Genomic DNA, 21,991 nt, shown 5'->3' with positions numbered 1-21,991 from the left:
TTGACGTTCATGAATTGTTGCCGGACATCCCACCGCCTCCCACCCGGCAACCCCGCGGTACGGCACGTACGTCGCCAACATCGTGGCCTTCCTCGGCCTCGGCAGCTGCGCCGGCGTCGTCGCCTGCCAGCAGATGACCATCGGTTCGTCGTTCCTCACCGTGCTCGACGCGGGCGACGACGCCCCCGGCGCGTGCGGACCTGGCAGGACGAACTGGTCCGGCCGGTCGACAACGCCCGGCTGGCCGACGGGGCGACCAACGTGCTGATCCAGTCCCAGTGCCCGCTGCGCGTCGTCGGGCACCTCGGGCTGGTGCTGGACGGCACCACGTACACGGTCGTCCGGCAGGCACTGCGCGACGCCGCCATCCGCCCCAACTGCCTCGCCCTGTGACCCACCCACCCTTGCCTGTCGATCATGAGGTTAGCGGCAGCGTGGAGATCGGTTGGTGCCGTCAACATCATGATCAACAGGTGCGGGTGGGCCGGTCAGGTTGTGGTGGACAGGGTTTGGTAGTCGGTGTCGGTGAGCCGCACCCGTGCGGCGGCGACGTTCTCCTCCAGGTGGGTTACCGAGGACGTCCCCGGGATCGGGATCATGACCGGCGAGCGACGCAACAGCCAGGCGAGGGCGAGTTGCGCGGGCGTCGCGCCGTGCTCGGCGGAGATGTCGTCCAGCGGGCCGCCCGGCCGGGCCAGGTCGCCGGTGGCGATCGGGAACCACGGGATGAATGCGATCCCGTTGCCCTCGCAGTAGGCGAGCACGTCCTCGGCGCCGCGGTTGGCCAGGTTGTACAGGTTCTGCACCGACGCGATCGGCGCGATCCGGCGCGCCGCCTCGATCTGCTCGACGGTCACCTCGGACAGTCCGATGTGCCGGATCTTCCCCTCCTGACGCAGCAGCGTCAGCTCACCGAGCTGGTCGGCCAGCGGGACCGCCGGATCGATCCGGTGCAGCTGGTAGAGCCCGATGCTCTCCAGGCCGAGGTGCCGCAGGCTCAGCTCGCACTGCTGGCGCAGGTACTCCGGGCGGCCCACCGGTCGCCAGTCACCCGGGCCGCCGCGGGCCAGACCGGCCTTGGTGGCGATGACCAGGTCGTCGGCGTACGGGTGCAGCGCCCGGCGGATCAGCAGCTCGGAGACGAACGGGCCGTACGAGTCGGCCGTGTCGATGAACGTCACACCCAGCTCGTGGGCCCGGCGCAGCACCCGCAGCGCCTCGGCCGGATCCGACGGATCGCCCCAGACGCCGGGCCCGGTGAGCTGCATCGCCCCGTAGCCGAGCCGGTTGACCTGGAGATCCCCGCCGATGCGGTAGGTACCGGCATCCTTCGCGGGTCGGGCATCAGCGTCGATCGTCATGTGTCGGTTCCCATCGTGTCGCTCGCGGTCAACGCAATCTAACCCCCGTCCGCACCCGTTACCCGCCGGCCGGCACCCACCCCGTTCTCCGGTCGGCTTCGGGCTAGCGGTCGACCCCCCGCTCTGCTACCCCTGACAGGGCATCGATGCCTGCGACGGGGGGCCGGTATGTGGCGACGGTTCAGGTCCGATCCGGTGCGGCGGTTGCGCGAGAGGTTGGACGGCTTCGGTGCCACCGGTGACGCTCGGCGGGTGCTGGAAGCCGACGCGGTCCGGGATGCGGAGGCCGTGTTGGACCTGGTCGACGGGGTGGAGATCGGGCGGTCGGTGACGGAGCAGCAGGCCGAGGGCATCTTCCTGCTGGCCTGTCTGCACTGGTACCGGTTCCAGGCCCTGCCGCCGGGCGTGGCCGCCGCCGACCTCGCCCAGGCCGTCATGCTGACCAGGCTGCTGCTCACCCTGGCGCCGCAGCGGGTACCGCCGTCGCTGCTGGCCCTGCTGCGTACGCACGTGCCCACGTCGAGCGGCCCGGCGGGCTCCGACGCCGGTGGTCCGGCCGGACCGCCCCGCCCCGCCTCCCGGGTTCCCGCCGCACGCTCCCTCGTGGGCACGAGCGGCCCGGTCAGGTCCGCCGACGACGTGCCGGCCGCACTGTTCGTCCAGGCGGTCACCCTGATGGGCGGTGCCGAACGCTCCGGTGACTACCGGGTGGCCGACCAGGCCCAGGCCCTGCTGGAGCAGGCACTGGCCGAGACCCCGTCCGGTGCGCCGGAACGGCTGCACTACCTCTCCGCGCTCGGCCGGGTGCACCGGGACCAGTACCTGCACCTCGGCCGGGCACGGTCGCTGCCGGCGGCGATCGACGCACATCGGGAGAGTCTGGAGTCGACCCCGGCCGGTGACCGGGAGCGGCCGACCCGGCTGTTCAACCTCGGCAACGTGCTCGGCGACCGGTTCGACGCGGTGGGCGACGCGGCGGCGCTGGACGAGTCGGTCCGGCTGCTGGGCGACGCCGCGCGGGCCGCGCCCGACGGGTCACCGGTAAGGATGATGGCCCAGGCCAACCTGGGTCAGCGGCTGGGGGAACGCTGGCGGCGGCGGGGCGACCCGGCCGACCTGGACCGGGCTGTCGACGCGCTGGCACAGGCGGTGTCCGCCGGGGCCGGCCCGCAGGTGAGCGCCGTGTACGCGTCGCTGGCCGGTCGGCGCTTCGTGGTCAACGGCGCCGACGGCGACCTGGACGCGGCGATCGACGCCAACCGCGTGGCACTGGCGGCCGGGCTCAGCGGCGCCCTGGGCGGCCTGGCCGGAGCGACCCTGGCGGGGCTGGTCGGCGAGCGCTACGAGCGGCGGCGCGACCCGGCCGATCTGGACGCGGCGATCGAGGCGTACCGGACGGCGGCGGCGGGCCCCGGTTCGACGGGCACGACGCGGCCGGGCTGGGGCAGGCCGCCGGCAAACTGCTGGAGTCCCGCTACCTGCTGCACCGCCGGCACGAGGACCTCCAGGAGGCCCTGCGGCTGCTGCGCGCGGGGTCGGCGGGGGCCGCCGACCCGGCGGATCGCGCCGTGCGCCTCGGTGATCTCGGGTACACGCTCGGCCGCTGGCACGCCGACCTGGCCGGCGTGCAGACCCTGCGGGAGGCACGCACCCTGCTCACCGATGCGGAGCGACTGCTGCCGGCGGAGCATCCGGTGCGGCCCGACCTGCTGAACAACCTGGGCAACCTGCTGCGTGAGCTGGCCGACGCGGCGGGGGAGCCCGAGCTGCTGGAACCGGCCGTGGCGGCGTTGCGGGGTGCGGTCGCGGCCACGGTGGATCCGGCGATGCTGCCCCGCTACCTGTCCAACCTGGGGCTGGCCTTGCAGGAGATCTTCGGCCGCACCCAGGATCTGGGCACTCTCACCGAGGCGGTCGCGATGCTGCGCCGGGCGGTGGAGGCGACCCCGCCGGGACACCCGGACCGGCTGCCCGGCCTGGCGAACTTCGGTTCGGCGCTGAACCGCCGGACCGAGCTGGCGGTCAACCGGGCACTGCCGGCCGGCGAGGGCGATCCGGAGGCCGAGCGGGCCGCCACGGTCGACGACGCCGCGCAGGCGGTCGCGGTGCTGCGGGAGGCGGCCGAGCTGGCGCAACGGGAGGCCGAACCCGACGAGTACGCCCGGGTCGTCGGCACCCTCGCCCTCGCCCACCTGCTCCGGCACCAGCTCACCGGGGAGGCGGGCGCCCTCGACGAGGCGATCGCGTTGCTGCGGCGGGCCCAGGAGGCGCTGCCGGCGGCCGGCTCGTACCGGCGCCGGCTGCTCACCAATCTCGGCAACACCCTGCTGCTGCGGTTCCAGGCCACCCGATCCGGCCGGGACGCCGACGAACTGCTGGCGGCGTACCGCTCGGCGGTCGCCGCGCTGCCCGCCGGCCACCCGGACCGGACCATGTGCCTGAGCAACCTGGCCACCGCCGTCGAGGAGATCGCGCGGGCGGCCGGCACCGCCGCGGACGTCGAGTCGCCGGCCGACGCCGGGGTCGCCGGCCCGGCCCCGGCCGGCCCCGGCCGGCCCGCCGCACCTGCCGCCGCCCGTTCGGCCGGCTCCGGCGAACTGCCGGCCGTCGAGTTGGCCGAGGCGATCGCCGCGCTGCGCGAGGCCGCCTCGACCGAGGCGGCACCGTCGCTGTTGCGGGCCGGCGCCGCCCGACGGTACGCCGCCCTCGCCGCCGAGTCGGGCGACCTGCCGGCCGCGCTGGACGGCTACGCCACCGCGATCGAGTTGATCGACCTGGTCGCCTGGCACGGCATGGACCCCGACGACCAGGGCCGGCTGCTCGAGCAGTTCCGCGGGCTGGCCGGCGACGCCGCGGCGGTGGCGATCGCGCTCGACCGGCCGGAACGCGCCGTGGAGTTGCTGGAGTACGGCCGCGGCGTGCTGCTGACCAGGGCCCACGACGCCGGTGCCGACCTGGCGGCGCTGCGTGAGCGGGCACCACGGCTGGCCGGCCGGCTCGCCGACCTGCAGGCCGCCCTCGACGGACTGGACGCCCCCTCCCTGGCGTCCGGAGCAGCCGGGATGTCCCCGTTCCCCGGGTCCGTGGCACCGACCCGAGGGCCGGAAGGCCGGTACGAGCTGGCCAACCGCCGACGCGAGGTGCTGGCCGAGATCCGGCGGCTGCCCGGCCTGGCCGGCTTCCTGCGCCCGCCGCCCTTCGCCGACCTGGCCCAGTCGGCCGCCGGTGGTCCGGTCGTGCTGGTCAACGTGGCCACGCGGCGCTGTGACGCGTTGGTGGTCACCGGCAACGGGGTGGAACTCGTGCCGTTGCCCGGGCTGACCCTCGGCGACCTGCAGGTGCGGCTCGCGAACTTCCTGGTCGGCCTCGCGGAGGTGACCACGACGGCCGGTGGCGCGGGGGTCGAGGCGGAACGACGTCGGGCGGCGTTGCGGCGGCGGATCCCGGAGACCCTGGACTGGCTGTGGCGGGTGGTCGCCGCCCCGGTGCTCGACGCGCTCGGCCCGGCCGCCGCGCCACCTGGCGCCGGCTCGGAGCCGCCCCGGCTGTGGTGGTGCCCGACCGGTCATCTCGCCCTGCTGCCGCTGCACGCCGCGGCGCCGTCGAGTGGCGGCGACGGGGTGCTCGACCGGGTCGTGTCGTCCTACACGGCCTCGCTGCGGGCGCTGCGGCGCGCCCGGCAGAGCGTGCCGCCCGGGCCGGCACCGGTCACCTCGGCCCTGTTCGTCGGGATGCCGCAGACGCCGGGCCTGGCCGACCTGCCGGGCGCGGAGCAGGAGGAGGCGATCGTCCGTGGGCACCTGGCCCACGTGACGTCGCTGAGTGGCCCGGCGGCCACGCCCGCGGCGGTGCTCGGCGCGCTGCCCGGAGCGTCGGTCGCCCATCTCTGCTGCCACGGCACCCAGGACCTGGCCGCACCGGCCCGGGGCCGGCTCGCGCTGGCGGGCGGATCGCTGCGCGTGCGGGACCTGTGGCGGCCGGCCGGCAGCACGGCCGCGCTCGCCGTCCTCTCCGCCGGCGACACGGCGCGCGGCGGCGCGCGGTTGCCGGATGAGGCGCTGACCCTGGGCACCGCGTTCCAACTCGCCGGTTTCCGGCACGTGATCGGTGCGCTCTGGTCCATCTCCGACGCGATGACGGTGCAGTTGTGCGTGGAGCTCTACGCCGGGCTGGCGCTGCCCGGCGGCATCGACCCGGAGAGCGCCGCGTCCGCCCTGCACCATGCCGTCCGGCAGCTGCGCGCCGCGCTGCCCGGCCTACCGGAACTCTGGGCCGGCTACGCCCACCTGGGCCCCTGACCCCACGGGGGCCGGAGCGGGGTGCCCCGGCGCGTACCAGGTCACGCCCACGGCCGCGACGAGCAGGGTGGTGCAGAGCAGCACCAGCCGCACGCCGACCCGCAGGGCGCGGGCCGCGGCGAGGGCCTCCCGATGCTCGCCGAGCGGGGCCGGTGGGAGTGTGGCCACCGGCGTCACCGACAGCGGCCCGTGCGCGGCCCGCAGCAGCGCCAGTGCCCCGGCCACCCCGGCCGTGATCGCGGCCAGCAGCAGCACTCCGACCAGTGCGCCCCAGCCCGGAGCCAGCGTGCTGACGTCGGAGCGGCCCCGGATCAGGCCGAAGCCGACCAGCGCGATCAGCAGTCCGCCCAGGCCGTTGCGCCAGGCCAGCGCGGCGGCCCGCACCCGGTCCAACTCGCCGCGGAGCAGCCCGGCCAGCTCCTGCGCCCGACGCAGGTCGGCGACCGTCGCCGGGGGCCCGGGACGCAGCCGGATCACGCCTCGACCTCCAGCAGCAGCGTCCAGTACGCGCCGCAGCCGGTCAGCCCGTCCGGGCGCGCCGGATGGTCGGCGGCGCAACCGCACAGCACGGTCCGGTAGCCACTGTCGGCCGTCGTCGGCGCCTCCTCCTCCCGCCGGTAGACCTCGCCCACGATCGGGCAGGTGATCGGGTGTTGGCAGCGCGGGCAGTCACCGTCGAGCAGCACGGCCGGCCCGAACTGGCGCACGGTGAACGTCTCCGCGACCCGGGCGGCGTATCCGGCGTCGGTGACCTCGGCGTACGGCAGCGGCTCCGCCGCCGGCTCAGCACCCTGCACCGTCGTGTCCTCTCGCCGCCGGTCGTCCGCCACCGTCCACACGGTAGCGGCCGGCGGCCCACCGGTCATCCGGCGCGTGGGCCGGGGCCGCGTCGGCGGGGACGGGATCGCCCGAGCGTCGGAAACGGCCGGGCGGTCCGTGCGACGCTGAACGGTACCGCCGCGTGCGCGCGCCACCCCGCGTCGGCGGGCCGCGGAGAGGGAATGCCATGTCAGGAGAGCCGCAGGTCGATTTCGCACTCGACACGTACGAGTGCATCGTGCTGTATCCCGGCGCGGCCGGGCGGGCACTGCCCGCCGAGACCGTTCAGCGGTTGCAGGCCGAGCACGCCGGGCACATGCAGGCGTTGCGGCAGCGCGGGATCGTCCTGCTCGCGGGGGCGGTGGACGGGCCGGCCCGGGAGCCGGACCCACCGCTCGGGTTCGGCCTGGCGCGCACCGGCTCGGTCGACGACGTCCGCAGCGTGATGGAGGCCGACCCGGCGGTGCGGGCCGGGCTCTACCGGGTGGACGTGATGACCTTTCTCTGCCCGGCCGGCTCGCTGGAGTTCCCGCTGGCCAAGACCGAGAGCTGAGCCGACCGGGGGTCTTCACCGCATGTCATCGGCCACCTACTCCCGGTTGTCGCCGTGGAGCGCCGCGGTGCCGGCTGGCGCCGGGGGCGTACCATTCCGGCGCGCGGTCGCCGTTGCCCGCCATCGACGTCCGGAGCGGCCCACGCCCGCCGGCCGCGCGCCTGAGCCGCGTGCCGTTGGACAACTGTTCCGCCATGCGCAAGGGGTCGGCCCGCGGTCCGACCTGGAGGAGAGACTAGCCTGATGGGCGTGACACGCCGCGCGAAGATCGTCTGCACTCTTGGCCCCGCCACCTCGTCACCGGAGCGCATCCGGGGGCTCGTCGAGGCCGGCATGAACGTGGCGAGGCTGAACTTCAGCCACGGCAGCCACGCCGACCACGAGGCGGTCTACCGGCTCGTCCGGGAGGCCGCCGAGGCGGCCGGTCAGCCGGTGGCGATCCTGGCCGACCTGCAGGGGCCGAAGATCCGGCTGGGCCGGTTCGCCGACGGCCCGCACGAGTGGCGCACCGGCGACTCCGTGGTGATCACGGGAGACGACGCGGTGGGCAGCAAGGACCGCGTCTCCTGCACGTACCGCAAGCTTCCGCAGGAGGTCAGGCCGGGCGACCGGCTGCTGATCGACGACGGCCGGGTCGCCGTCGAGGTCACCGACGTCAGCGGCAACGACATCCGGGTCCTGGTCACCGAGGGCGGGCCGGTCAGCAACAACAAGGGTGTCTCGCTGCCCAACGTGGCGGTCAGCGTGCCGGCCATGTCGGAGAAGGACGCCGCCGACCTGCGCTTCGCGCTCGGCCTCGGTGTCGACCTGGTCGCGCTCTCCTTCGTCCGCTCCGCCGACGACATCAAGCTCTGCCACGCGATCATGAGTGAGGTCGGTGTGCACCGGCCGGTGCTGGCGAAGGTCGAGAAGCCCGAGGCGGTCGACCACCTCGAGGCGATCGTGCTCGCCTTCGACGGGATCATGGTCGCCCGAGGCGACCTGGGCGTGGAGTTGCCGCTGGACGAGGTGCCGCTGGTGCAGAAGCGCGCGGTGCAGTTGTGCCGGGAGAACGCCAAGCCGGTCATCGTGGCCACCCAGATGCTCGACTCCATGATCGAGAATTCCCGGCCGACCCGCGCCGAGGCCTCCGACGTGGCCAACGCGGTGCTCGACGGCGCGGACGCGGTGATGCTCTCCGGCGAGACCAGCGTCGGCAAGTACCCGGTGCTCACCGTGAGCACCATGTCCAAGATCGTCAGCACCACCGAGTCCGGTTCGATCGCGGTGCCCCGCCTCCAGCACGACCCGCGTACGCACGGCGGCGCGCTCACCGTGGCCGCCTCCTCGATCGCCCGGGCCATCGGTGCCAAGGCCCTGGTCGCGTTCTCGCAGACCGGCGACACCGTGCGCCGGCTGAGCCGGCTGCACTGCGACCTGCCCCTGCTGGCCTTCACCCCGGTGCCCGAGGTGCGTGCGCAGCTCGCCCTCTGCTGGGGGGTGGAGACCTTCCTGATGCCGTTCGTGCAGCACACCGACGACATGTTCCGCCAGGTCGACCAGGCTCTGCTCGGGCTGAACCGGGGCAACCCCGGCGACCTGGTGGTGGTCGTGGCGGGCAGCCCGCCCGGCACGCCGGGCTCCACCAACACCCTGCGGGTGCACCAGCTCGGTTCGCTTGTCGACGCCGCGTCGGCGCGGGCACTGCAGTGACCGACGGCACGCTCGTCGGCCAGGCCGCCGTCGACCAGCTGCTGGAGGTGCTCGACCTCGCGCCGACCGGCGCCATGTCGTTCCGGGGGATGAGCCCGCCGGTCGGCCCGCAGCGGGTCTACGGCGGGCAGGTCGCCGGGCAGGCCCTGGTCGCCGCCGGCCGCACCGTCGACCCGGAGCGGGTGGTCCACTCGCTGCACGGCTACTTCGTGCGGGCCGGCGACGCGGCGGAACCGATCGCGTACGAGGTGGAGAACGTCCGCGACGGCCGCTCCTTCTCGGTACGCCGCTCGGTCGCGCTCCAGCACGGCGAGCCGATCTTCTTCATGTCGGCCTCGTTCCAACGCCCGGAGGAGGGGCTGGACCACCACGCCCCCGTCCCGCCGGACGTGCCCGAGCCGGCGGCGGTGCCGACGATGACCGACCGGCTCGCCCGCTATCCGGAGCGGCTGGGCATCTGGGGGCAGATTCCCCGCCCGATCGACGTGCGTTACGTGGGCGAGCCCGGCTGGGTGCGTCCCGGCGACCGGCCGGCCGACCCGCACCAGCGGGTCTGGATGCGCATCGACGGCAAGCTTCCGGACGATCCGCTGCTGCACGCCTGCGCCCTGACGTACGCCTCCGACCTGACCCTGCTCGACTCGGTGCTCTCGGTGCACGGCGAGGTGTGGGGGCCGGGCGGAGTGGTCGGGGCGAGCCTCGACCACGCGTTGTGGTTCCACCGGCCGTTCCGGGCCGACGAGTGGTTCCTCTACGACTGCTGGAGCCCGTCGGCTTCCGGCGCCCGCGGGTTGGCCACCGGCCGCATGTTCACCGTCGACGGCCGGCAGATCGCCAGCGCCGTGCAGGAAGGCCTGCTGCGCCGGGTCGGCGAATAGCCCGGCCGACGGACACCCGGGCGGACCGACCGGCCGCCGGTGAACATTTGGGTACCGGACGGTTAACCTGTCGGTCATGCGTCTCTCAGCCCGGGTAGACTACGCCCTTCGAGCGGTCACCGAACTGGCCTCGGTGACCGGGGCTGGGCGCGGTCGCCCGGTGACCGCCGACCAGATCGCCCGGGCTCAGCAGATCCCGCCGAAGTTCCTGGAGAGCATCCTGCTGCAGTTGCGCCGCAGCGGCGTCGTGCACGCCCAGCGCGGTCCCGAGGGTGGCTACTGGTTGGCCCGTCCCGCCGAGGAGATCACCCTGGCCGAGGTGATCCGGGTGATCGACGGACCGCTGGCCAACATCCGGGGCCAGCGCCCGGAGCACCTGGGCTACCACGGCGCGGCCCGGGCGCTTCAGGAGGTGTGGATCGCCCTGCGGGCCAGTGAACGGCAGATCCTCGAACTGGTCACGGTGGCCGACGTGGCACAGGGGACGCTGCCCGAGCCGGTCACCAGGCTGGCGGCCGATCCCCGCGCCTGGAGCTGACCTCGCCGGCCTCCCCGCCCCAGGCGGGGCCGGCAGCGTTCCCGGCAGCGAGGACATCTCACCGAGCGATCAGGGCTTGACCCGGGGCGCCCCCATGCCGCATTGTCGACCAAGTCGATAGGAGATGCCGAAAAGTGAGGGGGCGCCGATGCGCAGGTTACTCGTCATCGCGCTGGTGGGACTGGCCGCGCAGTTGGTCGACGGGGCGCTCGGCATGGCCTATGGCCTGACCTCCTCGACGCTGCTGCTCCTGGTCGGGGTCGCCCCGGCCGCCGCGTCCGCCTCGGTGCACCTGGCGGAGATCGGCACCACCCTCGCCGCGGGCACGGCGCACTGGCGGTTCGGCAACGTCGACTGGCGGGTGGTACGCCGGATCGCGGTGCCCGGCGCGGTCGGTGCCTTCGCCGGCGCCACCTTCCTCAGTGCGCTCTCCACCGAGTCCGCTGCGCCGTGGATGGCCGCGATCCTGTTCACGCTCGGCGCGTACCTGCTCGTCCGGTTCTCCCGGCCGCTGCGCCGCAACCCGGCGGCCGGCCAGCTGCGCGGGCGTTTTCTCGGCCCGCTCGGCCTGGTCGCCGGCTTCGTCGACGCCACCGGCGGTGGCGGTTGGGGCCCGGTGGCGACGCCGGCCCTGCTGGTCAGCGGGCGGCTGGAGCCCCGCAAGGTGATCGGCTCGGTGGACACCTCCGAGTTCGTCGTGGCGTCCGCCGCCAGTCTCGGATTCCTGATCGGCCTGGGCACCGAGGGCTTCCTGCTGCCGATCGTGCTCGCCCTGCTCGCCGGCGGCCTGATCGCCGCACCGATCGCGGCATGGCTGGTACGCATCGTCCCGGCACAGCTGCTCGGCGCCGCGGTCGGCGGTGTGATCGTGCTGACCAACGCCCGCGTCCTGATGCGCACCGCCGATCTGGGCGGTGCCCTGCCGACGGTCGCCTACCTGCTGCTGGCCGCGGGGTGGATCGCGGCGCTGACCCTGGCGATCCGGATCCTGCTGCGTACCCGCCGCCAGCGCGCGCTCGTCACGGCCACCGCGACCGGGACCGCGATCCAGGGCGACGCCGCCGAGGGCACCCGGCCGGCCGACCCGGACCCGGTCGGCGTCGGTTCCTCCGGCACCGACCGCTGACCCCTCAGCCGCGCTCCGGGAGAGCCGCCGCGGCCCGGCAGATCAGCTCCCACGCCTCGTCGACATGCGCCTCGGCGGTCTGCGGCGTCCCGACGGCGAGGCGCAGCGTGTGCCGCCCGCCGACCCGGGTGTGGGTCAGGTACACCCGTCCGGTGGCGTTCACCGCCGCCAGCAGCTGTTCGTTCGGCCCGTCCGGGCCGCGCAGCCGGAAACAGACCAGGGCGTACGGGTGCGGGGCGACCAGTTCGAACCGGTCGTCGGCGCGTACCCGGTCGGCGAACCGCGCGGCCAGTGCGACGCCACGCCGGATGTGCGCGCGCAGGCCCTCGACACCGTACCAGCGCAGCACGAACCACAGCTTCAGGGCCCGGAACCGGCGGCCCAGCGGCACCTGCCAGTCCCGGTAGTCGATCACCGCACCGGATTCGGTGGCCGCGTTGCGCAGATACTCCGGCAGCACGGTCAACGCGTCGACAAGTTCCGCCGCGTCGGCCACCCAGAAGGCGTCGCAGTCGAAGCCGGTGAGCAGCCACTTGTGCGGATCGAAGCAGTAGGAGTCGGCGTACTCCAGCCCGGCGTGGCCGGAGCGCAGCTCCGGACAGACCGCCGCGGCACCCGCGTACGCGGCGTCGACGTGCAGGAACAGGCCCTGCTCGGCGCAGAACGGGCCGAGCTGCGGCAACGGGTCCACGGCGGTGGTGGAGGTCGTCCCGACCGTGGCCACCACCAGGGCCGGCACCACCCCGGCGGCCCGGTCCGCCTCGATCGCGGCCCGCAGCGCCGTCGGCGACATGGCCCGGGTCACCGGATCCACCTCGATCAGGCGTACCCCGTCGGCACCGAGGCCGGCGATGCGGGCCGCCTTCTCGACCGACGAGTGCGCCTCGGTGGAGGCGTACACCCGGAAACGGCGGTCCACGCCGACCTGGCGCCACCGCCCGCCCGCGGCCCGGTGCAGCGCGATCAGGGTGGCCACCAGGGTGGCCGAGGAGGCCGAATCCTGGATCACCCCGCCGCCGGACCCGGTCGAGCGGAACCGTGCCGGCAGGTCCAGCATGTCCGCCAGCCAGTCGAGCAGCACCGTCTCCAGCTCGGTGCAGGCCGGCCCGGTGGCCCAGAGCATCCCCTGCACGCCCAGCCCGGCACTGACCAGGTCACCCAGCACGCTCGGCCCCGAGGTGTTCGCCGGGAAGTAGCCGAAGAAGCCGGGGTGCTGCCAGTGCGTCAGCCGGGGCGTGACCAGCGAGTCCAGGTCGGCGAGCAGCGCGGCGACCGGCTCGCCGTGCGCCGGTGGTCCGGCGGGCAGCCCGGCGGCCACCGCACCGGGCGGATCCTGGGAGGTCACCGGCCGCTGGTCCAGCGTCGCCCAGTAGTCGGCGATCCAGTCGACCACCGCGTAACCGGCCTGGCGGAACTCGTCGGGTGTCATGTGCGTCGCCACCCCTAGAGTTGATCAAGAAATCCGGCCCGGGGGCAAGGATCGCGGCCGACTGTGTGCAGAAAGCGCTTGCCCTAGCATCGCAGTTGCGCGGGAACGCATTCAGCAACGTCGACCAGTTGTGATCCCTGCCGCCAGCGCGGCGCGTCCCGCCGGCCTGGGCACGCCGGCGGTCGAACGGCCGCCCCGACCTCCACCGGAGGACACCCCATGCCCGTCTCCACCCGCCGGGTCGCCCTGCTCGCGGCGGTCACCGCCACCACCCTCGTCGCGGGATCGCTGACCACCCTGACCGCCTCGGCCGCCGCCGCCGGTTGCCGCGTCGACTACCGGGTCACCAACCAGTGGCCCGGTGGCTTCGGCACCGACGTCACCGTGACCAACCTCGGCGACCCGCTCGCCGGCTGGACGCTGACCTGGACCTGGCCGGCCGGCCAGCAGGTCACCCAGGCCTGGAACACGGCCGTCACCCAGTCCGGCACCCAGGTCGCCGCCCGCAACGTCGACTACAACGCGACGCTGGGCACCAACGCCAGCACCAACTTCGGCTTCAACGGCTCCTGGACCGGCAGCAATCCGACCCCGGCGAGCTTCGCCCTCAACGGCACCACCTGCACCGGCGCCATCACCCCGACCACCGCGCCGCCGAGCACACCGCCCCCGTCGCCCACCACGCCGCCGCCGACCGGCTCGATGCAGGCGGAGGACCTGGACCGGGGCCTGGTCAGTGTCCGCTCCGGATCGGGGAACCTGGTCTCCTGGCGGCTGCTGGGCACCGAGACCTCCGGCGTCGCGTTCAACCTCTACCGGGGCGCCACCCGGGTCAACGCCAGCCCGATCACGGGGGCGACCAACCACCTGGACAGCGGTGCCGCCGCCGGTGCCGCGTACACGGTGCGGGCCGTGGTCGACGGCGTCGAGCAGGCACCGTCCGCACCGGCGGTGCAGTTCCCCGCCGGCTACCTGGACGTGCCGCTACAGGTCCCGCCCGGCGGCACCACCCCGACCGGCGAGGCGTACAGCTACTCCGCCAACGACGCCAGCGTCGGTGACCTCGACGGCGACGGCCGGTACGAGTTCGTGGTCAAGTGGGAGCCGTCCAACGCCAAGGACAACTCGCAGTCCGGCTACACCGGCAACGTCCACGTCGACGGGTACACACTCACCGGCACCCGGCTGTGGCGCGTCGACCTGGGCCGCAACATCCGCGCGGGCGCCCACTACACCCAGTTCCAGGTGTACGACTTCGACGGTGACGGTGACGCCGAGGTGGCCATGAAGACCGCCGACGGGACCCGCTCCGGCACCGGCCAGGTGATCGGCAACGCCGGCGCCGACCACCGCAACTCCAGCGGGTACGTCCTCGCGGGTCCGGAGTACCTCACCATGTTCGACGGCCGCACCGGCGCCGCCCTCTCCACCGTCGACTACGACCCGCCGCGCGGCAACGTCTCCTCCTGGGGCGACTCCTACGGCAACCGGGTCGACCGGTTCCTCGCCGCCACCGCGTACCTCGACGGGCAGCGACCCTCGTTGATCATGGCGCGGGGCTACTACACCCGTGCGGTGATCGCCGCCTGGGACTTCCGCAACGGCGGCCTGACCCGGCGGTGGACCTTCGACTCCAACACCGGCGGCAACGGTGCCGCCGCCGGCCAGGGCAACCACAACCTGTCGGTGGCCGACGTCGACGGCGACGGCCGCCAGGAGATCGTCTACGGCGCGGCCACCATCGACGACAACGGCCGGCTGCTGCACTCCACCGCCAGCGGCCACGGCGACGCGATGCACGTCGGCGACCTCGACCCGGCCCGCGCCGGCCTGGAGGTCTTCAAGGTCAACGAGGACGGCAGCAAGCCCAGCTCCTACCTCGCCGACGCCCGCACCGGCCAGCTCATCTGGTCCACGTCGGCGGCCGGCGACAACGGCCGGGGCGTCGCCGGCGACATCTGGGCCGGCAGCCCCGGTGCCGAGTCCTGGTCGTCGGCGGTCGGCGGCCTGGCCAACACCCGAGGCCAGAACGTCGGCCGCAAGCCCTCCTCCACAAACTTCCTCGTCTGGTGGGACGGCGACCCGGTCCGCGAACTGCTCGACGCCACCCGGATCGACAAGTACGGCACCGGCGGCGACACCCGCCTGCTCACCGGCAGCGACGTCGCCTCGAACAACGGCACCAAGGCAACGCCCGCGTTGTCGGCCGACATCCTCGGCGACTGGCGGGAAGAGGTGGTGTGGCGTACCACCGACAGCCGGGCCCTGCGGATCTACAGCACCCCGGCGGTGACCGGTACCCGCGTCCACACGCTGATGCACGACCTGCAGTACCGGGTCGCGATCGCCTGGCAGAACACCGCCTACAACCAGCCACCGCACCCGAGCTTCTTCCTCGGCGACGGGATGGCCGCCCCGCCCGCGCCGCGCATCCACCTGCGTTGACCCGGGGGTGAGAAGGCGATAGAAGTAAACGGGACAGGCACCGGGCCGCAATCGCGGAATCCGCACAACTGCGGCCCGGTGCCCCACACCGCGGCACCCCCGACCCGTCCCGACCGGGGAGTGCCGTACCACCACCGGGTCTAAAGTTAGGCCGCCTCCGCGTCGCGAGGGTGACGCTGCCGTGAAGATCGTGTTTCGCGGCCCGGCAACGCTGTGACCTGGCCCACCATGCCCCCCGCCGGTCGGTGCCCGTCCCGCTTGCCGGCCGGCCCGGCGGAGAGGCCGCCCGGCCCACCGGCCCGCCGGCGCGCGGCGCGCGGGATCAGCGGCCCAGGCCGCCGGCGACCTCGGTGGCGATCAGCTCGAACGAACGCACCCGGTCGTCGATGTCGTACACCATCGTGGTCAGCATCAGCTCGTCCGCGCCGGTACTGGCCAGCAGGTCACCCAACTGCCGGCGCACCGTCCCCGGCGAGCCGGTCGCCTGGCCCTGCCGGCGCTGCGCCAGAAACTCGTGTTCGATGTCCTGGTAGGGGTACGCCGCCGCCTCCTCGGGTGTCGCGAGGGGCTCGGGCCGCCCGGCCCGCAGCCGCAGGAACGACAGCCCGGCCGGCCCGGCCAGCCACTCGGCGCGTTCGTCGGTGTCCGCGCAGACCGCGTTGACGGCCACCATCGCGTACGGCTGGTCCAGCCAGCGCGACGGGCGGAAACTCTGCCGGTACAGCGCCAGCGCGGGCAGCGTGTTCTGCGAGCTGAAGTGGTGCGCGAACGAGAACGGCAGGCCCAGCGCACCGGCCAGCTGGGCGCTGAACCCGCTGGAGCCCAGCAGCCACACCGCCGGTCGCTGGCCGCGCCCGGGGGTGGCGGTGATCCGTCCCGCGGCGTCGTCGAAGTAGCCCATCAGGTCGGCCAGCTCCCGGGGGAAGCCCTCGGCCGAGAGGCCCTCCATGGTCCGGCGCAACGCCAGCGCGGTGACCTGGTCGGTGCCCGGCGCCCGGCCGATGCCCAGGTCGATGCGCCCGGGATGCAACGCCTCCAGGGTGCCGAACTGCTCGGCGACCACCAGCGGCGGGTGGTTGGGCAGCATCACCCCGCCCGAACCGAGCCGGATGTCGTTGGTGTGCGCGGCCAGGTGCGCGATCAGCACCGCGGGCGCCGAGGACGCGATGGCCGGCATGTTGTGGTGCTCGGCCACCCAGAACCGGCGGTAGCCCAGCTCGTCGGTGCGCCGGGCCAGTTCGGTGGTGTGCCGCAGCGCCGCACCGGCGGTGGCGCCGGCGGCGACGGGGGCGAGGTCGAGGACAGACAGCGGTACGTCGATCACACGGCTGGCCAACCCGACGGGTGCGGCATTTGTTCCCCCTCGGGCCGCACCGTGGCGAGGTCGACAACCGTGGCGAGGTCGACAACCGTGGCGGGCTCGCGGCCGTGGCGGTGCCGGCGGCTCAACCCCGGCCGCGAGCCTGTTCGAAGATCAGGCTGGTCTGGGTGTGCTGCACGGCCGGGTCCACGGCCAGGTGGTCCAGGACGAAGTCGCGCAGCGACTCCGCCGACGCCGCCCGTACGTGCAGCACGTAGTCGTCGGCGCCGGCCACGTGGAACACCGACACCACGCCCGGCAACCGCACCGAGCGGGCCCGGAACGCGTCCACCGCCGCCCGCGCGTGTTCGGTCAGCCGCACCGACACCAGCGCCTGCAACGGCAACCCCACCGCCGCCGGGTCCACCTCCGCGTGAAACCCCCGGATCGCCCCGCACTCCCGCAACGCCCGGGTGCGCGCCAGGCAGGTCGACGGGGCCACCCCCACCCGTTCGGCCAGGGCGTTGTTCGCCAGCCGGCCGTCGACGGCCAGTTCGGTCAGGATCGCGCGGTCGGTGTCGTCGAGGGCCGCGAACGGCCGCACATCGTTCGATGCGGGGGGCATGTCGCCATCCTCCATCGAACAACATCGGATCAGAAAGAGGATTGGACGAATGATATTCGAAACTATTGCCACCCACAGGTGGGTTGTTCGACCCTTTTCCCATGACGACCGTGGACACCCGAGCCGTGCACGCCGGCCGCGACGACCTGGCCGCTCTCGGCGTCCACGTGCCGCCGATCGACCTCTCGACCACCAACCCCCTGCCGTCGGTCGCCACCGGCGGCGACGCGTACGAGACCCTCGCCACCGGCGGCACCCTCCCCGCCGGCGCCAGCGCCGTCTACCAGCGGCTGTGGAACCCGACCGTGGCCCGCTTCGAGACCGCCCTCGCCGAACTGGAGGGCACCACCGAGGCGGTCGCCTTCGCCAGCGGAATGGCCGCGCTCACCGCCGCCCTGCTCGCCGCGACCCGCGACGGCAAGCGACACCTGGTCGCCGTCCGCCCCCTCTACGGCGGCACCGACCACGTGCTCGCCACCGGCCTGCTCGGCACCGAGATCAGCTGGGCGCGCCCCGACGAGGTCGCCGCCGCGGTCCGCCCCGACACCGCCCTGGTGATCGCCGAGACCCCCGCCAACCCCACGCTCGACCTGGTCGACATCGCCGCCCTCGCCGACGCCGCCGGCGAGGTGCCCCTGCTGATCGACAACACGGTCGCCACACCGGTGCTCCAACAGCCCGCCCGTTACGGCGCCCGACTGGTGCTGCACAGCGCCACCAAGAGCATCGGCGGCCACGGCGACGTCCTCGCCGGGGTGCTCGCCTGCGACACCGAATGGGCCGTGCGGCTACGTCAGGTCCGCGCCCTCACCGGCGCGATCCTGCACCCGCTCGGCGCGTACCTGCTGCACCGCGGCCTACAGACGCTGCCGCTGCGGGTGCGTGCCCAGCAGGCCGGGGCGGAGAAACTCGCCGCCTGGCTCGCCGACCACCCGGCGGTCGAGCGGGTCCACCACCCCGGCATCGGTGACCCGGCCGGGCTCGTCGGCCGGCAGCTGGCCGGCCCGGGCAGCCTGCTCGCCTTCGAGGTACGCGGCGGCGCACCGGCCGCGGCGGCGGTCGCCGACGCCTGCCGGCTGATCACCCACGCCGTCTCGCTCGGCGGGGTCGACACCCTCATCCAGCACCCGGCGTCGCTGACCCACCGCCCGGTCGAGGGGGAGGCGAAGCCCCGCGGCGGGCTGCTGCGCCTCTCGGTCGGCCTGGAGGACCCGGAGGACCTGCGCGTCGACCTGGAGCAGGCGCTCGCGTCGAGCTGACGACCGCCCGTACGGCACAGAGGGTGTCCCCGGTGGGATTCGAACCCACACTGTCGGAGGTTTGAGCTCCGTTTCTCTACCTGTTGGAATACGGGGACTTTCTCGCTCAACGCCTGTCGCGTCGCCCCATAGGTTACCCACTACGCTAGGGGCGGCGACACCCGGTACCGCGGGTGTCAGGGCTCAGACTGGGTGGGAGTGGCTCGTGGCCGAGACGCAGACGGATGCCGCGCGCAGGCGGGTACTGATCGCCGAGGACGAGGCGCTGATCCGGCTGGACCTGGCCGAGATGCTGGCCGAGGAGGGCTACGAGGTGGTCGGCGAGGCCGGTGACGGCGAGGCGGCCGTCCGGTTGGCCGAGGAACTCAAGCCCGACCTGGTCATCCTGGACATCAAAATGCCGATCATGGACGGGCTGGCCGCCGCCGAGCGGATCGCCGGCACCCGGATCGCCCCCGTGATCATCCTGACCGCCTTCAGCCAGCGCGACCTGGTGGAGCGGGCCCGCGCGGCCGGTGCGATGGCGTACCTGGTCAAGCCGTTCCAGAAGAGCGACCTGGTGCCGGCGGTGGAGATCGCGCTGTCCCGCTACTCAGAGATCGCCGCGCTGGAGGCCGAGGTCGCCGGTCTGACCGACCGGCTGGAGGTCCGCAAGGCCGTCGAGCGGGCCAAGGGCGCGCTGATGACCACCTACAACATGAGCGAGCCGCAGGCGTTCAAGTGGATCCAGCGCACGGCGATGGACCACCGGATGACCATGAAGGAGGTCGCCGAGCGGATTCTCGCCGAGACCGCCGGCGGCGAGGTGGCCGAGCCGACCCCCTGACCGACCTGTTCGCCGGGCCGGGTGGTCGGCTGCGGGGGCTAGCATCTGGCCAATGGGTGCTCGGCGGTTCGCGCGAACCCGGCAGCCCGGTGTGCGCCGTCCCCGCGTACCCGGGGGCCGCCGGCTCCTCCTGGCGGCGTGCGGCTTGCTCGCCGTGCTGCTGGTCGGCTGTCCGGCGCCCGCGCGGCGCGATGCCGACCCGGGGCCGCTCCGGATGGACTGGCAGCAGGTCCGGCTGCCGTCGCCCGACGGCGCCGGGCGGATCCTGCTCCGTGACCTCGCGGCCTGCGAGGGCCGGTGGTATGCGGCAGGTGCGGTGGCCGAGGACTCCGGCGACACCCGCCCGGCCGTCTGGTCCAGCCGGGACGGTGCGGTGTGGACGCCGGTGCCGGTGGTGGCCGATTCCTATTACGGGCGGCGGAGCGTGCTGTTCTCGATCGCCTGCCGCGACGGGGCCGTCGCCGCCGTGGGCGGCAAGGTCGGTGGCGCGCACGGCAACCCGCGGGTGAGCACCTGGTGGCAGCGCGGTGACGGCACGCTGGTCGAGGTGGCGGCGTCATTCGAGCTGTACGGCGGGCCGAGGGCGGTAAACGTGTCCCGGCTGGCGGCCGGTCCCGCCGGCTGGCTGATCGTCGGCAACCGGTCCAGCGGCGCGGCGGCCTGGGTGTCGCCCGACGCGGCGGAGTTCACCCTGGTCGAGGGCGCGCCGGAGCTGTCCACCGACGAGCAGGGTGTGACCTGGGCGTTCGACGCGCTGGGCGGTCCGGCCGGCTGGCTGGCGGTGGGCGGCGTGCTGCTCCCGGGGCGGATCGACCGGGATCCGGTGGTCTGGACCTCCGCCGACGGGCGCGACTGGCGACGGACCGTGCTGCCGGGCACCGGGGAGCACGAGGAGTTGCAACGGGTCGTCCTGGTCGACGGCACGCCGGTGGGGGTGGGCCTGCGCGGTCGGGCGTTCGGCGCGTGGCGGCTGGCGGACGCCGGCTGGGTGACCGGCGGCGGATTCGGTCGGGTCGGCGCCGGCGTGCCCTCCGTGGGCGCGGTGACCGCCTCGGCCGGGCGGGTCATGGCGGTGGTCTCCGACGGCGAGCGGTACGGCGGGTGGCTGTCCACCGACGGGGGCGACGGGTGGCGCCCGGTCGAGCTGCCGGCGGCGGCTCCGGTCGGCGCGGGTCGGGCGGTGAGCCTGGCCGCGGTGGGGCAGCGGTGGTGGCTGGCGGTGGACGACGGCACCGGCACGTCGCTGTGGATCGGCCACAGCGCGGCGACATAGTGGCCGCATCGCTACTGTGAGTAACCGACCTGGTTGTCGGCGCCACCGCTCGGAGGAGCGGGCTCGGCCGCCTGGACCGGTTCGTGACGATGCTCGATGGCGTCCCGGGCGGCGGCCGGCCGGCCGCTCAACGACCGGTCAGCGGATTGATCTGTTACGGGCTTGGCAGCGTTTGGGGGCTTCTTCGTAACGGTTTCGCAGACCCCGCTCCAGCCCCTTCCTTGACCGTATGAGTGTGGGTACGCTCCGCCATCACGAGCCGTAACGCAGGGGGCGCCCTTGCTTGGCTGGTGGTGGCGGGCCACAGCCCGTCGTCGCCGGTCGGGCCGGGTGCCGGCCTGCTTCTGGAGGAGGTCAGGAAGCCGTGAGGCGAAGCTATTCAAGGGCGCTGGGTACTGCCGCGCTCGCCGCGGTGCTGGTCGCCGCCGCGGGGTGCCAGGACACCAGCAGCAATGGCGACGACGTCGCGTCGGGGGACTGCGGTGGCAAGATCGCCATCTTCGGTGCGTTCAGCGGTGACAACGCGGGTCTGGTGCTGCCGTCGCTGAACGGCGCGAAGCTCGCGATCAAGCAGCACAACGACGCGAACGCCGACTGCCAGATCGAGATGGTCGAGTTCGACACGCAGGGTGACCCGGCGCAGGCCACTCCGGTGGCGAACCAGGTCGCGGGTGACGCCTCGTTCCTCGGTGTCATCGGTGGCCACTTCTCCGGCGAGTCGGACGCCACCATGCCGGTCTACGAGGCCGCCGGCCTGGTGATGGTCGCCCCGTCGGCGACCCGGACCGACCTCACCCAGAAGGGCAACAAGTCCTTCTTCCGGGTGGTCGGCCACGACGGCACCCAGGCGGGTGCCGTGGCGACCTACCTCAAGGCGCAGAACGCGCAGCGGGTCTTCCTGATCGACGACGCCAGCGCCTACGGCGCCGGCATCACCGCCGAGCTGACCAAGAACCTGGGCACCACGCTCGCCGCCAGCGACAAGATCCAGGAGCGGCAGGCGCAGTTCGACGCGACGATCTCCAAGATCAAGGCGGCGAACGCCGACTTCGTCTTCTACGGCGGCTACACCCGTGAGGCCGCGCCGCTGGTCCGCCAGATGCGCGCCGGCGGTGTCGAGGCCAAGTTCATCGGCCCGGACGGTCTCTACGACCCGGCCTTCCCGGCGGGTGCCTCCGGCGGTGCCGAGGGCTCCATCATCACCTGCCCCTGCCTCCCGGCGGACAAGGCCGGCGGCACCTTCACCGCCGACTACCAGGCCGAGTTTGGTCAGGCGCCGGGTTCCTACGGCGCTGAGGGCTTCGACGCCGCGCAGATCTTCGCCGACGCCTTCAAGGACGGCAAGAAGACCCGTGCCGAGATCCTGGAGTACGTGAAGGCGTACGACAAGCAGGGCGTGTCGAAGTACATCAAGTTCGCCGAGAACGGTGACGTGGACCCGTCGCGGGTCGTCATCTGGTCGTACGAGATCAAGGGCACGGCGTTCGAGCCGCTGCAGGAGCTCAAGCTCAGCTGACGATCGGCACCGAGTGCGGCCGGGGTTTCTTGTTCGTAGCCCCGGCCGCGCTC

18 protein-coding genes, 1 tRNA gene and 1 pseudogene are annotated in these 21,991 nt (G+C 73.7%); 13 read left to right on the top strand and 7 right to left on the bottom strand.

What is annotated here, in order from left to right; genetic code table 11:
- Positions 1-49: 49 nt before the first annotated feature.
- Positions 50-393: pseudogene (locus KIF24_RS00185) on the top strand (lipase); the annotation flags it as partial.
- 95 nt (positions 394-488) lie between these two features.
- Here KIF24_RS00185 and KIF24_RS00180 read toward each other — a convergent pair.
- Positions 489-1,361, bottom strand: coding sequence for an aldo/keto reductase (locus tag KIF24_RS00180; RefSeq protein ID WP_221082210.1), 873 nt, complete (start codon positions 1,359-1,361; stop codon positions 489-491).
- A 204-nt stretch (positions 1,362-1,565) separates the two neighbouring features.
- On the opposite strand from KIF24_RS00180, the gene KIF24_RS31985 reads away from it, so the two are divergent.
- Together KIF24_RS31985 and KIF24_RS34220 are read left to right on the top strand one after the other, a co-directional pair.
- Positions 1,566-3,074 carry a tetratricopeptide repeat protein gene (locus tag KIF24_RS31985; RefSeq protein WP_230414681.1) on the top strand — a complete coding sequence of 503 codons (1,509 nt, stop codon included), beginning with the start codon at positions 1,566-1,568 and terminating at the stop codon, positions 3,072-3,074.
- A 113-nt stretch (positions 3,075-3,187) separates the two neighbouring features.
- A complete protein-coding gene (locus tag KIF24_RS34220; protein ID WP_331460974.1) occupies positions 3,188-5,659 on the top strand; it encodes a CHAT domain-containing protein in 2,472 nt (823 codons plus the stop codon).
- Here the strand turns inward: KIF24_RS34220 and KIF24_RS00170 are convergent.
- Together KIF24_RS00170 and KIF24_RS00165 are read right to left on the bottom strand one after the other, a co-directional pair.
- Positions 5,618-6,136, bottom strand: coding sequence for a hypothetical protein (locus tag KIF24_RS00170; protein WP_221082208.1), 519 nt, complete (start codon positions 6,134-6,136; stop codon positions 5,618-5,620). The genes KIF24_RS34220 and KIF24_RS00170 overlap by 42 nt on opposite strands.
- Positions 6,133-6,489: a hypothetical protein gene (locus KIF24_RS00165; RefSeq protein WP_221082207.1), complete on the bottom strand. Its 357-nt coding sequence runs from the start codon at positions 6,487-6,489 to the stop codon at positions 6,133-6,135. Before KIF24_RS00165 ends, KIF24_RS00170 begins: the two co-directional genes overlap by 4 nt.
- 176 nt (positions 6,490-6,665) lie before the next feature.
- Here KIF24_RS00165 and KIF24_RS00160 point away from each other — a divergent pair, with 176 nt between their 5' ends.
- From KIF24_RS00160 to KIF24_RS00140, 5 genes are all read left to right on the top strand, one after another.
- The gene (locus KIF24_RS00160; RefSeq protein ID WP_221082206.1) at positions 6,666-7,031 is read left to right on the top strand and encodes a YciI family protein; all 366 of its coding nucleotides are present in this window, start codon (positions 6,666-6,668) and stop codon (positions 7,029-7,031) included.
- 243 nt (positions 7,032-7,274) lie between these two features.
- A complete protein-coding gene (pyk, locus tag KIF24_RS00155) occupies positions 7,275-8,723 on the top strand; it encodes a pyruvate kinase (protein ID WP_221082205.1) in 1,449 nt (482 codons plus the stop codon).
- Complete coding sequence (locus KIF24_RS00150) at positions 8,720-9,601, top strand: acyl-CoA thioesterase (RefSeq protein ID WP_221082204.1); 882 nt, start codon at positions 8,720-8,722, stop codon at positions 9,599-9,601. Before pyk ends, KIF24_RS00150 begins: the two co-directional genes overlap by 4 nt.
- A 76-nt stretch (positions 9,602-9,677) precedes the next feature.
- Complete coding sequence (locus KIF24_RS00145; RefSeq protein WP_221082203.1) at positions 9,678-10,139, top strand: RrF2 family transcriptional regulator; 462 nt, start codon at positions 9,678-9,680, stop codon at positions 10,137-10,139.
- Positions 10,140-10,287: 148 nt separating this feature from the next.
- On the top strand, positions 10,288-11,265 hold the full coding sequence (locus KIF24_RS00140; protein WP_230414679.1) for a sulfite exporter TauE/SafE family protein: 978 nt from the start codon (positions 10,288-10,290) through the stop codon (positions 11,263-11,265).
- A gap of 4 nt (positions 11,266-11,269) precedes the next feature.
- On the opposite strand, the gene KIF24_RS00135 is transcribed toward KIF24_RS00140, so the two are convergent.
- A complete protein-coding gene (locus KIF24_RS00135) occupies positions 11,270-12,694 on the bottom strand; it encodes a pyridoxal-dependent decarboxylase (RefSeq protein WP_221082202.1) in 1,425 nt (474 codons plus the stop codon).
- A gap of 219 nt (positions 12,695-12,913) precedes the next feature.
- Here KIF24_RS00135 and KIF24_RS00130 point away from each other — a divergent pair, with 219 nt between their 5' ends.
- Positions 12,914-15,139: a rhamnogalacturonan lyase family protein gene (locus tag KIF24_RS00130; RefSeq protein WP_221082201.1), complete on the top strand. Its 2,226-nt coding sequence runs from the start codon at positions 12,914-12,916 to the stop codon at positions 15,137-15,139.
- 322 nt (positions 15,140-15,461) lie between these two features.
- Here the strand turns inward: KIF24_RS00130 and KIF24_RS00125 are convergent, their stop codons facing one another.
- Both KIF24_RS00125 and KIF24_RS00120 read right to left on the bottom strand, forming a co-directional pair.
- Positions 15,462-16,463: an LLM class flavin-dependent oxidoreductase gene (locus KIF24_RS00125; protein ID WP_407939846.1), complete on the bottom strand. Its 1,002-nt coding sequence runs from the start codon at positions 16,461-16,463 to the stop codon at positions 15,462-15,464.
- Positions 16,464-16,584: 121 nt separating this feature from the next.
- Positions 16,585-17,064, bottom strand: a complete 480-nt coding sequence (locus KIF24_RS00120) for an Lrp/AsnC family transcriptional regulator (RefSeq protein WP_221082199.1) — start codon at positions 17,062-17,064, stop codon at positions 16,585-16,587.
- Between the two features lie 83 nt (positions 17,065-17,147).
- On the opposite strand from KIF24_RS00120, the gene KIF24_RS00115 reads away from it, so the two are divergent.
- Positions 17,148-18,323 (top strand): trans-sulfuration enzyme family protein, encoded by a 1,176-nt coding sequence (locus tag KIF24_RS00115; RefSeq protein WP_221082198.1) that lies wholly within the window; start codon positions 17,148-17,150, stop codon positions 18,321-18,323.
- 24 nt (positions 18,324-18,347) lie between these two features.
- On the opposite strand, the gene KIF24_RS00110 is transcribed toward KIF24_RS00115, so the two are convergent.
- Positions 18,348-18,421, bottom strand: a tRNA-Leu gene (locus tag KIF24_RS00110).
- A 107-nt stretch (positions 18,422-18,528) separates the two neighbouring features.
- Between KIF24_RS00110 and KIF24_RS00105 the strand changes: the two genes are divergently transcribed.
- From KIF24_RS00105 to KIF24_RS00095, 3 genes are all read left to right on the top strand, one after another.
- The gene (locus KIF24_RS00105) at positions 18,529-19,149 is read left to right on the top strand and encodes an ANTAR domain-containing response regulator (protein WP_221082197.1); all 621 of its coding nucleotides are present in this window, start codon (positions 18,529-18,531) and stop codon (positions 19,147-19,149) included.
- A gap of 52 nt (positions 19,150-19,201) precedes the next feature.
- A complete protein-coding gene (locus tag KIF24_RS00100; protein ID WP_221082196.1) occupies positions 19,202-20,422 on the top strand; it encodes a hypothetical protein in 1,221 nt (406 codons plus the stop codon).
- Between the two features lie 364 nt (positions 20,423-20,786).
- Positions 20,787-21,938, top strand: a complete 1,152-nt coding sequence (locus KIF24_RS00095; RefSeq protein WP_221082195.1) for a branched-chain amino acid ABC transporter substrate-binding protein — start codon at positions 20,787-20,789, stop codon at positions 21,936-21,938.
- The last annotated feature ends 53 nt before the right edge of the window (positions 21,939-21,991 follow it).

The organism is Micromonospora tarapacensis (assembly GCF_019697375.1).
Classification (GTDB): Bacteria; Actinomycetota; Actinomycetes; order Mycobacteriales; family Micromonosporaceae; genus Micromonospora; species Micromonospora tarapacensis.
Note: the sequence above shows the minus strand (reverse complement) of the source record. Positions and strands in the feature narration are given on the sequence as shown.

Coding starts and splice junctions, on each gene's coding strand:
- KIF24_RS00180 (WP_221082210.1), bottom strand. CDS start 1,361: ATGACGATCGACGCTGATGCCCGACCCGCGAAGGATGCCGGTACCTAC.
- KIF24_RS34220 (WP_331460974.1), top strand. CDS start 3,188: ATGCTGCCCCGCTACCTGTCCAACCTGGGGCTGGCCTTGCAGGAGATC.
- KIF24_RS00160 (WP_221082206.1), top strand. CDS start 6,666: ATGTCAGGAGAGCCGCAGGTCGATTTCGCACTCGACACGTACGAGTGC.
- pyk (WP_221082205.1), top strand. CDS start 7,275: ATGGGCGTGACACGCCGCGCGAAGATCGTCTGCACTCTTGGCCCCGCC.
- KIF24_RS00145 (WP_221082203.1), top strand. CDS start 9,678: ATGCGTCTCTCAGCCCGGGTAGACTACGCCCTTCGAGCGGTCACCGAA.
- KIF24_RS00140 (WP_230414679.1), top strand. CDS start 10,288: ATGCGCAGGTTACTCGTCATCGCGCTGGTGGGACTGGCCGCGCAGTTG.
- KIF24_RS00135 (WP_221082202.1), bottom strand. CDS start 12,694: ATGACACCCGACGAGTTCCGCCAGGCCGGTTACGCGGTGGTCGACTGG.
- KIF24_RS00130 (WP_221082201.1), top strand. CDS start 12,914: ATGCCCGTCTCCACCCGCCGGGTCGCCCTGCTCGCGGCGGTCACCGCC.
- KIF24_RS00120 (WP_221082199.1), bottom strand. CDS start 17,064: ATGCCCCCCGCATCGAACGATGTGCGGCCGTTCGCGGCCCTCGACGAC.
- KIF24_RS00100 (WP_221082196.1), top strand. CDS start 19,202: ATGGGTGCTCGGCGGTTCGCGCGAACCCGGCAGCCCGGTGTGCGCCGT.